General features: G+C 56.1%; 14 protein-coding genes. 11 read left to right on the top strand and 3 right to left on the bottom strand.

The annotated features are described in order from the left end of the window. Window positions 1-2 precede the first annotated feature (2 nt). The 11 genes from C1722_RS06130 to eutH all read left to right on the top strand — a co-directional run bounded on the left by C1722_RS06130 (window position 3) and on the right by eutH (window position 12,209). Entirely contained in the window at window positions 3-383 is a 381-nt protein-coding gene (locus C1722_RS06130) for a DUF2304 domain-containing protein (protein ID WP_102378459.1), read from the top strand. Next, a complete protein-coding gene (locus tag C1722_RS06125; RefSeq protein ID WP_102378458.1) occupies window positions 370-1,233 on the top strand; it encodes a LicD family protein in 864 nt (287 codons plus the stop codon). The genes C1722_RS06130 and C1722_RS06125 overlap by 14 nt, the downstream gene beginning before the upstream one ends. Window positions 1,234-1,246: 13 nt before the next feature. Continuing rightward, window positions 1,247-2,038 (top strand): LicD family protein, encoded by a 792-nt coding sequence (locus C1722_RS06120; RefSeq protein WP_102378457.1) that lies wholly within the window; start codon window positions 1,247-1,249, stop codon window positions 2,036-2,038. 57 nt (window positions 2,039-2,095) lie between these two features. Continuing rightward, window positions 2,096-3,409, top strand: a complete 1,314-nt coding sequence (locus C1722_RS06115; protein ID WP_244902465.1) for a lipopolysaccharide biosynthesis protein — start codon at window positions 2,096-2,098, stop codon at window positions 3,407-3,409. Then, a complete protein-coding gene (locus C1722_RS06110; RefSeq protein ID WP_102378456.1) occupies window positions 3,406-4,542 on the top strand; it encodes a glycosyltransferase in 1,137 nt (378 codons plus the stop codon). Before C1722_RS06115 ends, C1722_RS06110 begins: the two co-directional genes overlap by 4 nt. A gap of 233 nt (window positions 4,543-4,775) precedes the next feature. Then, entirely contained in the window at window positions 4,776-5,708 is a 933-nt protein-coding gene (locus tag C1722_RS06105) for an extracellular solute-binding protein (protein WP_244902464.1), read from the top strand. 3 nt (window positions 5,709-5,711) lie between these two features. Beyond that, entirely contained in the window at window positions 5,712-6,476 is a 765-nt protein-coding gene (locus C1722_RS06100) for an ABC transporter ATP-binding protein (protein ID WP_102378454.1), read from the top strand. A gap of 6 nt (window positions 6,477-6,482) precedes the next feature. Continuing rightward, a complete protein-coding gene (locus C1722_RS06095; RefSeq protein ID WP_244902463.1) occupies window positions 6,483-8,081 on the top strand; it encodes an ABC transporter permease subunit in 1,599 nt (532 codons plus the stop codon). Beyond that, entirely contained in the window at window positions 8,066-8,962 is an 897-nt protein-coding gene (locus C1722_RS06090; RefSeq protein ID WP_102378452.1) for a sugar phosphate nucleotidyltransferase, read from the top strand. The genes C1722_RS06095 and C1722_RS06090 overlap by 16 nt, the downstream gene beginning before the upstream one ends. Before the next feature lie 119 nt (window positions 8,963-9,081). Then, window positions 9,082-10,854 carry an NTP transferase domain-containing protein gene (locus C1722_RS06085; protein WP_102378451.1) on the top strand — a complete coding sequence of 591 codons (1,773 nt, stop codon included), beginning with the start codon at window positions 9,082-9,084 and terminating at the stop codon, window positions 10,852-10,854. A gap of 101 nt (window positions 10,855-10,955) precedes the next feature. Continuing rightward, complete coding sequence (gene eutH / locus C1722_RS06080) at window positions 10,956-12,209, top strand: ethanolamine utilization protein EutH (RefSeq protein WP_102378450.1); 1,254 nt, start codon at window positions 10,956-10,958, stop codon at window positions 12,207-12,209. A gap of 8 nt (window positions 12,210-12,217) precedes the next feature. Here the strand turns inward: eutH and C1722_RS06075 are convergent, their stop codons facing one another. The 3 genes from C1722_RS06075 to C1722_RS06065 are packed head-to-tail and all read right to left on the bottom strand — an operon-like array spanning window position 12,218 to window position 15,334. Beyond that, the gene (locus C1722_RS06075) at window positions 12,218-12,820 is read right to left on the bottom strand and encodes a sugar transferase (RefSeq protein WP_102378449.1); all 603 of its coding nucleotides are present in this window, start codon (window positions 12,818-12,820) and stop codon (window positions 12,218-12,220) included. Next, window positions 12,820-14,055 carry a DegT/DnrJ/EryC1/StrS family aminotransferase gene (locus C1722_RS06070; protein WP_102378448.1) on the bottom strand — a complete coding sequence of 412 codons (1,236 nt, stop codon included), beginning with the start codon at window positions 14,053-14,055 and terminating at the stop codon, window positions 12,820-12,822. The genes C1722_RS06075 and C1722_RS06070 overlap by 1 nt, the downstream gene beginning before the upstream one ends. A 52-nt stretch (window positions 14,056-14,107) precedes the next feature. Beyond that, window positions 14,108-15,334: a glycosyltransferase gene (locus tag C1722_RS06065; RefSeq protein WP_244412263.1), complete on the bottom strand. Its 1,227-nt coding sequence runs from the start codon at window positions 15,332-15,334 to the stop codon at window positions 14,108-14,110. Between the last annotated feature and the right edge of the window lie 257 nt (window positions 15,335-15,591).

The following is a 15,591-nucleotide window of genomic DNA, read 5'->3' as shown; positions in this document are numbered from 1 at the left end:
CTATGAGCATTAACTATCGTATCGTCCTTGTTCTCGGCGCGATTGTCGTCTTTGCGTTCGTGCTTCGCAAGCTGAAGAAAACCGAGATGAGCGTTGCTAATTCCGTATTCTGGCTCCTTTTCGCCGTGGCGTTGGTTATCGCGGCGGTGTTCCCCTCGGTTGTGTTCTTCTTCTCGGGTCTCATCGGCATCGAGTCGCCTTCGAATTTTATCTTCCTCTGCGTCATCGCTCTTCTGCTTATCAAATGCTTTACTCTCACCGTCGAGGTTTCCAGCTTGAGGGAGAGACTTGACGTTCTTGCTCAGGAGATAGCCTTGCGCGACAAGGATCGGCATGAGCGCTATAAGACGAAGCGGGAAAGCGTCGATAATGACGTACGATGACGAAGTGCTGAGAGCTCTGCAGCTTGAAGAGCTTGCGATACTCAAACGAATCGACGAGCTGTGCGCCGCTCGCGATATTGTCTATTTTCTTGATTCCGGTACCGCCTTGGGCGCGGTACGTCACGGCGGTTTCATACCGTGGGACGATGATATCGACATCGGCATGCTCCGAGACGATTACGAGCGATTCCTCCAAGCGGCGAAAGAGGATCTTGGCGATGAATACGAGATCGGCATTCCGGGCGTTACCCCGGGCTACGCTCCTCTTTTTGCCAAGGTCTGGAAACGGGGAACGAAGTTTTACACGCAAGAGACGATCGAGGCCTCATTCGATCAGGGCATATTCGTCGACGTGTTTCCGTATGACCCTGTTTTTCCCGATGGAAAAGCCAGAAAGAAGCAGTTTTCACGCTGCACGTTTTGGCAGCGTGTGTCGTATCTTTATCACGCGAAGAGCGTGCAGGTGCCTCATGGGGGTCTGCTCGGGTCTTTCGAGCGAGCCGCCTGTGCTGTTGCTCACCGGATATGCCGGATGCTGTTCGAGCCGGAGAGGATCGCCCGATCCTTCGACGAGTCAGCGCGAGCTGCCGAGGGAGGGGGGGTGGCTGGCTGCTATGCCGCCATGTCGTATCCTCCCGATCCGCCGTTCGCGATCGAGACGCTTTTGCCTCCCGCTATCTGCGAGTTCGAGGGAATTGCGCTGCCCATACCCCATGATTCTAAAACGTATCTTGAGACGTGGTACGGTCCGACGTATAGGGAAATACCCCCCGTGGAGCTGAGAACGAACCACGCGCCCCTTGTTCTCGATTTTGGCAGCGGCGCCATCGATGCGCATGCTTCGGTTTGACGGAAGGACGAGGATGGAGCGAATCACCACCGATGACATGAAGCGCATCGAGCTCGAAATCATGGATGAAATCGATCGCATTTGCAGAGAGAAGGGCCTTTCGTACTTTCTCGCATACGGCAGCTGCCTTGGCGCTGTGCGTCACGGCGGTTTCATACCATGGGACGACGATATGGACATCTTGATGCCCCGAGCGGACTACGAGCGTTTGATCGCGGAGTTCGATGCAGCGAAAGCATCCGATCGCTTCGGCCTTGCGACATACCGTGACAAAAGCGGAATCTACCCGTTCGTAAAGGTGGTCGACAAGACGACGAAGGTATACGAGAATTTCGTGCAAAAAACCTATGCGACAGGGGTATGGGTCGATATTTTCCCGCTTGACGAAGCCCCCAACGCTCGCGATAGGGCGTATGTGCGGGGAACGCGGCTCGCGCTCGTGCGAAGCCTGATGGTGGCGGACCCGTCGGTGGGTTCGAGTCCGTTCGTGAAGTTGGTGAAGCGCATCGCCCATCCGTTCTTCTCGCGTATGGATCCCTATGCTGCCGCTCGGAAGATCGACGAGAACGCGCGCAACGCATGTGCGCGCGAGACCGATTTCTACGGTGACATCATTGGGGAGTACGTTGCCGGCACGCTGCTTCCCAAAGCATGGTTCGAGCCGCTTGAAGTGCCGTTCGAGGATCGCCGCTACTTCATTCCGAAAAGCTATGAGGAATACCTGACGAAAACGTATGGCGATTGGCGCACACCTCCCGCGGAGGAAGACAGGGACGTGCATGTATTCGAGGCGTATGCCCTGTGACGACGCTATTGGATCCGCTTCGGGCCCGTTCGGACAGCTTTGCAAAAGGGTGCAACGATGAGCGTTAAGCAATTGTCGATCAAAGCGAACATGATCTGGAATTCGGTCGGATCGCTGACTTACCTTGGCTGCCAGTGGCTCATGACCGTCCTGATTGTGAGGATGGGCGGTTTTGCCGACAGCGGCTTGCTCGGCATTGCTATGACGGTCGTCGGGACGTTCGGTACGTTCGCCAACTACAAGATGGGTACGTATCAGATTTCCGACATCAAGCGGGAAAACGAGCTAGGGGAGTACTTTGGCTTTCGCTGCATAACGCTTGGGATTGCGTTCGTTGCCTGCATGGCGTACTCGTGTCTTACGAACCCGCAGGCGCTCCTTACCATTGCCCTCTTTTTCATCTACAAGTCGGTTGGACTTCTGATCGACATATTGCACGGGCTCGACCAGCAGAACCGTCGGATGGACTACATTGGCAAATCGTTCATTGCACAGGGGGTGGCTCTTCTTGCGGGTTTTGTTGGGGCTTATTTGGCTACGAGCAGCCTCGATATCGCCATCATCGCGATGACGGTGCTTTCCCTTGGCGTTCTGTTCTTGTTCGATATCCCGAAGGCTAGCCAATTCGAGAAGCTCAGGATCGGTATCGGTCGAAAGAAGGCCCTGTTCTTCTTTAAAACGTTGTTCCCGGCGGTCCTCGCCTCGGTGGCGGCGAGCGCCATTTTCATGGTGCCGAAGCAATACCTCTTCTGGGCGGTTGGAGACGAGGCGCTCGGCATATACCAAGCGGTTGCCGCGCCTGCGCTCGTCATACAGATGGGCGCTGTCTATCTGTACGGCCCCCTTCTGGATATATTCCCGAAACTATTCTTCGGTGGCGACAGGGCGGGATTCAGACTCTTGCTCCTCAAAACCGTCGCAGGCGTTGCGTGCGTGGGGATCGTTTGCTCGGTTGCACTTGAATTTTTCGGTTCATGGGTTCTTCAGCTGCTATACGGCGAGAGTATCGCTCCTTACGTTTACCTGTTGCAGCCTATCATCCTCTCGACGATCATGACGGCCTATCTTTGGTTTTTCGGCGATTTGCTCATAGCTCTGCGTGATTTCAAAGCGAACTTCCTCGGCAACGTGGCGGCGTTCGCAGTCGTGATTCCGCTGAGCTTTCTGTGCGTGAACTTGTGGGGCATGAACGGCGTGAGCTTTGCCGGCGCCGCCGCGTGCCTTGTCGGTGTTGCGGTGCTCCTGGTGGCGCTTGTGAGGAGGTCTCGTGCGGGGATCGGGGATGGTGGATCCGCCGTGGAAAAGGGCATCGCCGCCGAGCAAACGGATGATGGGGCTGAGTCGGATCCAAGGGAGGCGACACGGCGATGATCAGGGTCCTGCATGTGATCGGCGCGATGGACCGAGGCGGCGCCGAAACGATGATCATGAACCTGTACCGGGCGATCGACCGCTCCCTTATACAGTTCGACTTCGTCGTGCATGAAGAGAGGGCGTGCGATTACGACGCGGAAATAGAAGCGCTGGGCGGACGGATCTTTCGTGTTCCGAGGTTCAAGGGGACGAACGCGCGCGCGTATCGAAAGGCGTTCCGCGCGTTCTTTGCAGAGCACGGCGAGCATCCGATCGTCCATGGCCATATCGGGAGTAGCGCGGCGCTCTATTTGTCGGAGGCAAGACGGGCGGATCGCTTCGCGATAGCCCATAGCCATGCCCAGAAATACCCCGTGAGCCTTTCCGAGATAGCGTTTCGCGCCCTCTCGTATCCAACTCGGTACGTTGCCGATTACTTTATGGCCTGCTCGCAGGAGGCCGGCCGTGATCGGTTCGGTCGCTTTGTTACGGAAGGCCCGAACTTCAGCATCCTTAAAAACGGAATAGACCTTGATCTATACCGTTGCGACGACGCCATGCATAAGGCATGCAAGAAGGCGTACGGCTACGATGAAGAGATACCGCTCGTAGGCCACGTGGGGAGGCTCGATCCGGTAAAGAACCATCGGTTTTTGTTGCAGGTGTTCTCGGGGGTGAGAAAAGAACTTCCGCGCGCGCGACTCGCATGCGTTGGCCGGGGTTCCCTTGCCGAGGAGATCGAGCGGGAGGCATGCGAGCTCGGCATAGCGGATGCAGTCGATTTTTTCGGTGTGAGGGAGGACGTGCCGGGTCTGCTCAAGGCGTTCGATGCATTCGTGTTCCCGTCGTTCAAGGAGGGGTTGGCCATAGCCGTTATCGAAGCGCAGGCGACCGGCCTTCCCGTTGTGGCATCGACGGGTGTGCCGCAGGCTGCAATGCTCGTCGATTCGGCAAAGCGCATGCCGCTCGATGCCGGTGCGGATGCGTGGGCGTTAGAGGTCGTTGCCCTTCTTCGCGAAGCGAACGCGCGACACGATCATGTTGCGGAGGTTGGCGAGCGGGGGTTCGGCATCGGGGAATCGGCTCGGTGGCTCGAGCGGTTCTACCGATCGGTTGTCGAGAGCGGGGGAGGCTGCGGCGCCATACGGTAGCTCCGTGTTCGCGAGGCCGCAGCCTGTCGGCTTCCTTCGAAGGGATGTGCAGGTTTTAGCTCCCTATCATGTTCAGATTTGACTTTTCCTTTACATAATTGAACGTTCACGCTACACTTACTGGCATGCTTATTCAAACATGTACAGAACAGGGTTTTGAAATGCGTCGTTATTCCGGGCGATCCATAACCCGTCGAGGGGCGATAGCCGTCGGTTGCCTGTTCGCCGCTTCTATGCTGTTGCCAGGTTGCGGCTCGGCTAACGAGAACACGGTCGTCATTTACTCATGCGGGGAGGGCGAAGCCAACGAGCTCCTGCTCGCCGCCATGCACGAGGATCTTTCGGAGTACGATATCCGATTGCATTACGTCTCGACGGGATCTGGTGCCGCCCGCATCAAGAACGAGGGCGTTCAGAGCGAGGCGGACATCATTCTCATGCTTGAGGGAGGGTATCTTCGCCAGATCGAGGATGTTCTTGCTCCCCTTGATTACGATTTCAGCGTATTCGAGGACGACCTCCTTGACGGAACGGGCAAATATCTTCCGTTCAGGCGAGAGAGCGCCTGTATCGCCGTGAACGCAGAGGCTCTTGAGTCGCGCGGGCTTTCGGTGCCGCAATCGTATGACGATCTGCTCGATCCCCAGTACAAAGGGCTCATCTGCATGCCGAACCCCAAATCATCGGGTACTGGCTACAATTTTGTGAAAAGCCTCGTGAACGAACGGGGAGAGGATGAGGCGTTCGCCTATTTCGATGCTCTTGCGGAAAACGTTTACCAGTTCACCTCTTCGGGTTCGGGTCCTGTCAACGCGCTCGTCCAGGGCGAGGCGCTTATTGGCATGGGGCTTACGTATCAGGCTGTTTCCGAGATCAACCAAGGCGTTCCGATCGAGATAGTCGAATTCGAAGAGGGGTCTCCTTGGACGATGAACGGAGTTGCCGTGATCGAGGGCAAGGAAGGCAAGCCGGCCGTTCGAGCTGTTATGGATTGGATGTACGAGAAGGGGATATTGCTCGATAAGCAGGAGTTTGTTCCCGATCGGGTATTTGTTGAGCAGGATACCTCCATCGAGAACTATCCAACCGATGCCGAGTACGCCGATATGACGGGCATTTTCGATATCGACGAGAAGAAGCGGCTCCTAGAGAGGTGGAAGTACTGAACCATGAGCGAAACGACCAAGCTGTCCATTAGGGGACTTACCAAGCGATTCGATGGGTCCGATACGCTTCACGGTCTTGATTTCGATGTGTATGACGGAGAATTCCTTTCGATTCTCGGCCCGTCGGGGTGCGGTAAAACGACTACGCTGAGGATTCTCATCGGTCTACTTGCCCCTGACGAGGGTACGGTATCGCTTGACGGGATGGACATCACGCGCGCAAGGCCGGATGAGCGGCATATGGGCATTGTATTCCAGGACTATGCACTCTTCGAGAACATGACGGTTTTAGGCAATGTCGAGTATGCGCTCAGGTTCAATGCCGAACTCAAGTCTCGGCGTCGTGAAGTCGCTACCGCGGTACTCGATCAGTTGGGGCTTTCGGAGCACCTCGACAAAAAGATCCACCAGCTATCCGGAGGCCAGCAGCAACGGGTGAGCATTGCGCGTACGCTGGCGCTCAATCCGGACATTATTCTGTTCGACGAGCCCATGAGCGCTCTCGATGTGGAAACAAGGTTATCGCTGCGCGGCGAGCTCAAGCGCATTCAGCGTGAGTTTGGCACGACGATGATATATATCACCCATGATCAGGAAGAGGCGTTCGCTTTGTCCGATCGCGTTATGGTGATGGGCGAAGGAAGGATCCACCAGCTGGCGACTCCCGAGGAGATCATAGCGAATCCGGCTGACAAGTACGTGTCCGATTTCGTGGTCGAGAACCTTCGCATCAAGATGGATTCTCTCGCGCGATTCATGGAGGCGTAGGATATCGTGGGAGGAGGAAAGGCAAGGCTCACGGTAACGCGCATTGTGCTTGCGCTTTTCTTTTTGTTTGCGGCTATCCTGCCGTTGCTGGGGCTGTTTGCGAACCTCGCGAACCCCGGAGCCCAGGCGGTTTTCGGTACCGAACAGTTTATTACCGCATGCATCAACTCGGTTGCGGTGGCGTTGACGTCGACGGTTATCGCGGTCGGGCTGGCGATCGCCATGGCCTGGGTGCTCTGCCGCACCAATATTCGCGGGAAGGCGGCGATCGGCGTGCTCATGACGCTGCCGATGCTCATTCCGTCGCTCGCCCATGGAATGGGTTTGGTGTTTCTTTTCGGCTCGAACGGCATCATCACGAACCTGTTTTTCCTTGACGGGTCCATCTACGGGTTCTGGGGCATCGTTATGGGTTCGGTGCTCTATTCGTTTCCCTCGGCTTTCCTTATTGTTTACGATGTGCTCAAATACGAGGACGCGCTGCCTTACGAGGCGGCGGATATTCTCGGTATTCCCAAGACGCACCAGTTTCTGAGCATCACGTTGCCGTATCTTCGCAAGCCCCTCATATCGGCCGTGTTCGCCACGTTCACGCTCGTGGTAACCGATTACGGCGTTCCTCTTATGGTGGGAGGCAAATGCACGACGCTTCCGGTACTCATGTATCAGGAGGTCATTGGTCTGATGAATTTTGATACCGGTGTTGCTATCGGTTTCGTACTGCTCATTCCCGCCGTGGTAGCGTTTCTCGTCGATATGCTCAATGCCGACAAGGGAAAGCTCTCTTTTGTATCAAGGGGGTTTGCCATTGCGAAAAACCGGGTACGCGATGCGCTCGGCTACTTGATGAGCTTGGGCATGTCCTTGTTCATTCTGCTGCCGCTCTGCTCGTTTGCAATCGTGTCGTTCGTGACCAAGTATCCGATCGACCTATCGTTTACCTTTGCAAACGTCGGGCGATCCTTCAATATGAACGCTGGCGACTATTGGGTGAACTCGTTGCTGATCGCCCTTGCGGTATCGGTGATCGGTACGCTGCTTGCTTATTTCGCCGGCTATATTACGGCGCGGATAAAGGGTCGCTCGGCGAAGATCCTGCATCTCGTTGCCATAACAACGCTCGCCATCCCCGGCATCGTTCTCGGCTTGTCTTATGTGCTGTTCTTCAAGGGGACCTTCATCTATGGCACGTTTGCGATACTCATTCTTGCAAATCTGGTGCACTTCTTTGCGTCGCCGTACCTCATGGCCTACAATTCGCTCGGCAAGGTAAATGAAAATCTCGAAGCCGTCGGCTCGACCATGGGGATCAGTCGGGCGAGCATTCTGAAGGATGTTCTCATTCCTCAGACGTCCGAGACCATCGTTGAAATGTTTTCGTACTTTTTCGTTAACTGCATGGTGACCATTTCGGCGGTGGCGTTTTTGGCCACGACGCTCGATATGCCGCTTGCGCTGCTCATCACCGACCTTGATGCGCAACGGCTTACCGAATGCACGGCGTTTGTTTCTCTGATGATTCTCGGCACGAACGTTGTGCTTAAACTGATAATGGCGGGTATTAAAAGGGCAATAAGGAGCAGGCAGGAATGCGCGGTTCGCTAGAGTATAAAGAGTTCAAGATACTATCAACCCTCGAGGCGAGCGATTCGCCCATGACTCAAAGGGAGATTGCGGCAGCGGTTGGCTTTTCGGTTGGAACGGTAAACAAGGTTGTGTCGGAGCTTGTCGAGCGCAACCTTATCGATGAAGCTGCGCTTACTTCGCGTGGGCTCGAGGAGTTGGAGCCGTATCGGGTAAAACGGGCTGTGCTTGTTGCGGCCGGGTTTGGCACGAGGCTCGTTCCCATTACGCTCAATACCCCCAAGCCCCTTATTCGCGTGCATGGCCGACGCATTATCGATTCGCTTCTCGATGCGGTGTACGCGGCCGGTATCGAGGAGGTATACGTTGTTCGCGGCTATCTTGCCGAGCAGTTCGATCAGCTTCTCTATCAGTACCCGAACATTCGATTCATAGAGAATCCCCAGTACAACGAAGCAAACAACATATCGTCTGCTTTGGCGGCTAAAGACCTTCTCGAGAACGCCTATGTGCTCGAATCCGATCTTTTGCTTTCGAATCCCAAGCTCGTTTCCAAGTACCAGTACGATTCCAACTATCTCGGCGTTCCCGTAGAGGTTACCGATGATTGGTGCTTCGAAACGAAGCGCGGCGTCATCACCAACCTGACGGTTGGGGGAGTTGATTGCCATCATATGTTCGGGATTTCGTACTGGACTGCAGAGGACGGGAAAAAGCTCTCTCGAGATATCGTTGCAACCTATGAAATGCCGGGCGGTAAAGAGCGTTATTGGGACGAGGTTGCGTTGAGGTACTTCTCGGAGCACTATACCGTGCGCATCAGGGAATGCTCGTTTGACGATATCGCCGAGATAGATACATTCCGAGAACTCCAGGAAATCGATGCCGCCTATGTATCATAGGTTCAATTATTAATACAGTTTATATGAATTGAACAAATATTTATCAATTATTGGTAAATATTGTTCAAAATTATCGTAAAATATCTTATTGTGAACGCTTAATACGATAGGGATATTTCATGCAGTTACTGAAGAACGAATTTTCGATTCTTTCGACGTGCGCTTTGCGCGAGGTCGGGTCGCAGCGCGATATCGCCGAAGCGATCGGCGCGTCGCTTGGAACGGCCAACGCGGCGTGCAAGAATCTTCTGGATGCGGGGCTTCTCGATAAATCTTACGAGGTTACGCCTGCGGGATTTGCCGCATTGGAGCCGTATCGCGTCGATAACGCGATCATCATGGCGGCGGGTTTCTCGTCGCGGTTTGCCCCTATTTCCTACGATAAGCCCAAAGGGGTTTTAAAGGTTCGGGGGGAGGTGCTCATCGAGCGGCAGATACGTCAGCTCCAAGAGGCCGGCATAGACGACATAACGGTGGTTGTCGGGTACATGAAAGAAGCGTTTTTCTATCTAGAGGATACGTTCGGCGTTACCATCAAAGTGAACGACGACTACGTGACGAGAAACAACAACTCTACGTTGATGCTGGTGAAGGAGCAGCTTGGCAATACGTACATCTGCTCTTCCGATGACTACTTCACCGAGAACGTCTTTTCTCCGTACGAGTATCAGGCGTACTATTCGGCCCAGTATTTTGAAGGCGAGACCGACGAATACTGCTTGACGGTCGGACCGGGGAACCGGATCGTCAAGGTTACGGTGGGTGGCGTCGATTCCTACGGCATGCTTGGGCATGTGTATTTCGATCGGGATTTTTCAAACCGCTTCAAGAGGTTCTTGGAAGATGATTATGGAAAACCCGAAACCGCAGGAAAGCTTTGGGAGGACATTTACATCGACCATATCAAAGATCTCGATATGGTTATGCGCCCCTTCGAGCCCGGTGTTATTTTCGAGTTCGACTCCCTTGATGATCTGAGGGACTTCGATCATGATTTTATCGACAACGTCGATTCGGAGATTCTTGACAACATATGCAGCGTTCTCGAGTGCGAGCGTATCGATATAGTCGATATTGCTCCGCTTAAAGAGGGCCTCACCAACCTCTCGTTTCGATTTGGGTGCCTTGGCGGGCTGTACGTCTACCGACATCCCGGCGCAGGAACCGCTGAGATCATCAACCGGGAAAGCGAAGCGTATTCGCAGGAGGTCGCCAAAAGGCTCGGCATCGACGATACGTTCATATACGAAGATCCTCGCAAGGGGTGGAAGCTGTCTCGGTATCTGCCTGATTGCGTAGATTTCGACTACCACAATCCTTCGCATGTTGAGAGAGGATTAGCTCTTGCACGCAGGCTTCATGGAAGCGGAGAGAAGTCCGAGTGGTACTTTGATGTGTACGAGAAGGCGCAGGAAATCGTTGTTCTGCTCGGAGAGCGGGCATATCCGTCGTTCCCCGATTTCGATGAGCTGTCCGATCGAGCACATGCTCTCGATCGGTTCGTGAAGTCGGATCGAGTTGAGCCTTGCTTGTGCCACAACGATTTCTACAATCCGAACTTCCTCGTCCGCGACGACTTCATGTACCTTATCGATTGGGAATACTCGGCTATGTCCGATTACGCGAGTGATCTCGGTACGTTTATCTGCTGTTCCGATTACACGCTCGATGAAGCGAGAGGCGTGATTTCCGAGTATTTCAAAGGGAAGCCGACGGAAGCGGAGATGCGCCATTGTCTCGCATATACGGCGATAAGTGCGTACTACTGGTTTGTCTGGGCTCTTTACAAAGAGTCGTCGGGCGATCCCGTGGGGGAATGGCTCTACCTGTGGTATCGCGCCGCGAAGACGTATGGCAGGTATGCCATCGGGCTTTACGAGGCGGCTTTGTAGGCAGCTCTGGACGGGCATCGCGGGATCGTCTTCTAGCATACATGCATCAACGGCTTTAGTTTGTTCTGCCGCCGCCGCGGCATGCGAGAGAGGGAAGCAATATGGAACTGTTCGGGACCATCGTGGTCTACATCATCATGGCATGTGCCTTTGCAGGTGCCGTTGCGTCGGTAATCAAGCCCGAAAGCGAGCTTGGGCAGCAGTTTGTGGCGGGCATCGATTCCATCGGGCCTATCTTTTTGCCCGTCGCAGGCATCATGGCTGCTGCACCGTATTTGACTGCATTCGTGAGTTCGGTATTCGGTCCGGTGTACGGGGCGCTCGGCGCCGATCCTGCGATGGCGGCCACAACGTTCATCGCCGTCGATATGGGGGGCTATCAGCTCGCCGACGCCCTTGCGCAAACGCGTGAGAGCTGGATGATGGCTATGATCACGGGGTATATGGCCGGTGCGACCATCGTGTTCACCATTCCCGTTGCTTTGAAGATGCTGCAGAAAAAAGATCGCAAGTACCTGGCCCTCGGCGTTATGAGCGGGCTTTTGGCCATTCCGATCGGCGTGCTGGTGGGAAGCGTCATCATCGCCGTTGCGAACCCCGTTATTCGCGAGGTTGTTTCGACCAACTCCGAAGCGACGTATCAGCTTGCTTTGAGTTTCGCACAAATAGGATTGAACCTTGTTCCCCTCATCATCATCTGCGTCGCCCTTGCCCTGGGGCTGCGGTTTGCGCCGGATGCCATGATCAAAGGCTTCATCGTATTTGGGCGCGTACTCGAAAGCGTGCTCAAACTCGTGTTCGTGCTGGCTGTCATCGAATACTTTACCGGCGTGTTTACGACTGTTTTCGGCTCGTTCGGATTCGATCCGATCATCGCTGACGAAGAGGATATATTCAGGGCTCTCGAGGTATCGGGTGCAATCGGCATGATGCTGTGCGGGGCGTTTCCGATGGTGTACCTTATCAGGAGGTATCTTGCCAAGCCTCTTGCGAAAATAGGTGGGGTTTTCGGATTGAGCTCGGATGCGACAACCGGGCTGCTCGCTGCATCGGCAAACGTGCTTGCGCTGCTCGCCATGGTCAAGGACCTCAAGGCGCGCGATAAGGTGATCACGCTTGCCTTCGCGGTCTGCTGTGCGTTTCTGTTCGGCGACCATCTTTCCTTCACTGCCAACTTCCAGCCTTCGATGATCGTGCCGGTGCTCATCGGCAAGCTCTCGGCGGGGATATGCGCGATCGCGTTTGCCATGCTGCTCGCGGTCAAGAAAGCAGAGCAGCTCGAAGCCGAGGACAAGCTCCTCGATGCGGAAGAGGCCGAAAACCGCGCTCTCGAGGCTGCTCCCGAAACGGCATAGGCCGGGGTTCAGGCGTTCTCGTCTTCGTCGACGAAGACGCCTTCGCGGGCGAAGACGACCGCGAACGTCTTGAAGAATATCTTCGCATCGAGCGCGAACGAGATGTTGCGCACGTAGTAGACGTCGAGCGCAAGCCGGTCATGCCAAGGCAGCGAGTTGCGGCCGCTCACGGCGGCGTATCCGGTGATGCCCGGCCTTACGAGGAGCTTCTCGCGCTCGTCGCCTTCGTAGAGCTCGGTTTCCCTCTCGAGATCGGGGCGGGGGCCGATCAGGCTCATATCGCCTTTGATCACGTTGAGGATTTGGGGCAGTTCGTCGATGCTCGTTTTGCGCATGAACGTACCCATACGGGTCATGCGCGGATCGTCGGCGCCGTTGTAGGTCGAGCCGTCGGGCATCGTGAGGTCGGGTGCATTCACCTTCATGGAGCGCAGCTTGTACATCTTGAATTCGCGGCCGCCTTTGCCAATGCGCGGAGCGTTGTAGAAGACGGGCCCCTTGTCCTCGAAGTGGATGAACGGGGCTACGATGAGCAGTATGATGGCAACGAAGGGTAAAGCGACGATTCCGATCAGGATATCGAGCAGCCTCTTGCCGAAGCGGGCGTACATCAATCGGACTCCTGCAAAACTCTGCTATCCGCCTCGATGAGGGCGCGTTTGAACGAGGCGACCACGTAGTCGACGTCGTCGTCGGAAAGCTTCGTATGAAGCGGCAGCGTGATCTCGCAGCAGTACTGCCTGTAGGCGTTCGGGTAGTCGGCGATGTCGAACCCGAGCGTGCGGTAGGCGGTGAACAGGGGGAGCGGTTTGTAGTGCACGTTCGTCGCGACGCCGTCTTCGGCCATGACCTCGATGACCGCGTTGCGGAACGCCTCGCTTTTTCCCGGCATCCGCACGAGCATGAGATGGCCGCTTGAATTAGCCCAGCCGCCGTAATGCCCGAGCAGGATCGCATCGGTGTCGGCGAGGCCCTTTTCGTAGCGGGCGATGATCTCGCGCCTGCGGGCGAGCAGGGCGGGGTAGCGCTCGAGCTGTACGAGGCCGATTGCGGCTTGGATGTCGGTCATGTTGCATTTCCAGCCCGGGAAGGCGATGTCGTACTCCCAGGCGGAAGCCTGCGTTTTCGCCAGCGCATCCTTCGTCTGTCCGTGAAGCGATTGCAGCATGATTCCCCGGTAGAACTCATCTGAATCGAAACCGGCATCGCGCCAGGCGAGAGCGCCTCCCTCGGCTGTGGTGAAGTTTTTGACGGCATGAAACGAGAACGTCGTGAAATCGGCGACCGAGCCGCTCTTTCTGCCGTGGTAGTCGGCTCCGAGCGAGTGGGCCGCGTCGGCGACGATGATGACGCGGTCGAAGAGGCGCTGGAGGTCGTTTTCCGGCTTCCAGAGCACCCGTTTTGTTGCAAGCACCCCCTCGATGCGATCGTAGTCGCACATCCTTCCGGCGATATCGACAGGAACGATCGCCTTCGTGCGTTCGGTGATGAGGTCGCCGAGTTCGGCGTAGTTCATTTCGAACGAGCCGGGTGCGGTGTCGACGAGCACGGGGGTGGCTCCCACGTGGCAGATGGGGGAGCATGAGGCGGTGTAGGTGTACGCCGAAGTGATAACCTCGTCTCCCTCGCCGATCCCCAGCGCCCGCAGGGCGCATTCGAGCGCAGCGGTCGCCGAAGAGAGGCAAGCGACGCCTGCGGCTCCCGTGAACTCGGTGAGCTTTCGCTCGAGCTCCTTCGTCTTCGGTCCGGTGGTTATCCAGCCCGAGCGCATCGCGTCGGCGACGGCGTCGATTTCGGCCTGGCCGATATCGGGCGGGGAGAATGCTATGTTTCGCTTGTCGTCCATGGGCATTCATTATAGGGCAAGCGGGCCTTTGCGGTGCGCTTGCGCAAAGAAATCAAATCAGCTTGCGGATCATGTCGACGATGCGCAGGTAAGAGCGGGATTGATCGAATTCGCTTTCGGCAACCGCGCGCGCTTTCGCGCCCATGATCTTACGAAGGCTCGGATTGACCGCAAGCCTTTCGATTGCTTCGGCAAGCGCTTCGGCGTTTTCGGCCTCGACGTTCACGCCGAAACCGCTTTCGCTGACGAGATTTCTGAACTCAGGGCTCGTGCCGGTGTTGATCAGGGGATGTCCGCTTGCAAGGTAATCGCCGATCTTGGTCACGATGCTCTGGACGGCTGATTTTACGAGCGAGTTCACGGTGATGTCGGACGCATCGAGGTAGGCCGCCATATGGGGGTAGTCCATGTATCCGAGGAAGTCGACAGGCGCTGCGAGCTCGGAGGCGAGCTCCTCGAGTTTTTTGCGATCGGGGCCGTCGCCGAGAATCTTCACGCGGGCGGCAACGCCCGTCTTTTCGAGCAGAGATGCCGCTTCGATGAGCGTGGAAAGGTCATAGCTCGCTCCGAGCGTGCCCGCGTAAACGATCCATACTTCGCCTTCGGGTTTCTCGATTTCGCTTCGATGCTCGGCGACGCCTGCGTCGAAGTCGGCAAGTACGTTTCCCACATATACGGTGGTTTTCGGGTACGGCTCTGAGCGGTCTTGGGCGGGACGCATCGCATACTCGTCGGAGGTGCCGACAGCTCCCGAAAGCAGGGTGTACACGCGTTTTGCATCGCGGGCGAACGGATAGAAGGCGATATCGCTCACGAGGGGCACGTTGACAACCATGCGCATGGCTTCGGGCCATAGATCGTTGATGTCCGCCACAAAGGGAATTCCCTGTTCGTGGGCGTACTCCGCGCATACGCGCGCCACGTCGTTGGGCGGGATCTCCGCGTAGACGAGCGCGTATTCGGATCCGTGCTCGTCGAAATGAGACCGGAGGTTCTTCGCTGCGACCGCATGGCTTTTGATGCGCGAGAGGTCGAGGTTCTTCTTGTACCCCGGCTCGTCGATGAAAACGATCGAATAAGGGAGGTCGCGATAGCAGCTGCGAGACGTGTCTCGGGGGGCTTTGTCCCAATGCTGGAAGCTCGAGGTGATGAGGTCGACTTCGAACCCCTCGCGGACGAGCAGTTCCGAAAGAAAACGGAATCGGGTGTAGCCCCGCGTCTCGTCGCCGAGCTTCACCCCCATGGTCACGACCGCTATTTTTTTCCTTGTGCTGTTCATCCGAACCATTATACACAGATGCGCCCCATCTTCGCCTCCGATCCTAAAACGCGTTATCGGGTGCGACGGCGGTAAGGGCCGGGATCGGGTGTCGGGACTCTCGCAAGTATGAGCGGTCAACAAATCGTTGCGGGTCTGCATACCTGCTTGTTTATGTTCCCGAGGCTGGCTGCCTGTCAGAATTGTTCTTGAAACGGCCGAGTTGCGCCGTTGCTCGATTGGGTGTGGCCGAACGGGTCGGCCAGGCATTCATCAGG

The sequence above is a fragment of the Raoultibacter timonensis genome (assembly GCF_900240215.1).
In the GTDB taxonomy this organism is placed as follows: Bacteria; Actinomycetota; Coriobacteriia; order Coriobacteriales; family Eggerthellaceae; genus Raoultibacter; species Raoultibacter timonensis.
The sequence above is the reverse complement of the archived record's forward strand: the minus strand, read 5'-3'. Positions and strand labels throughout refer to the sequence as shown.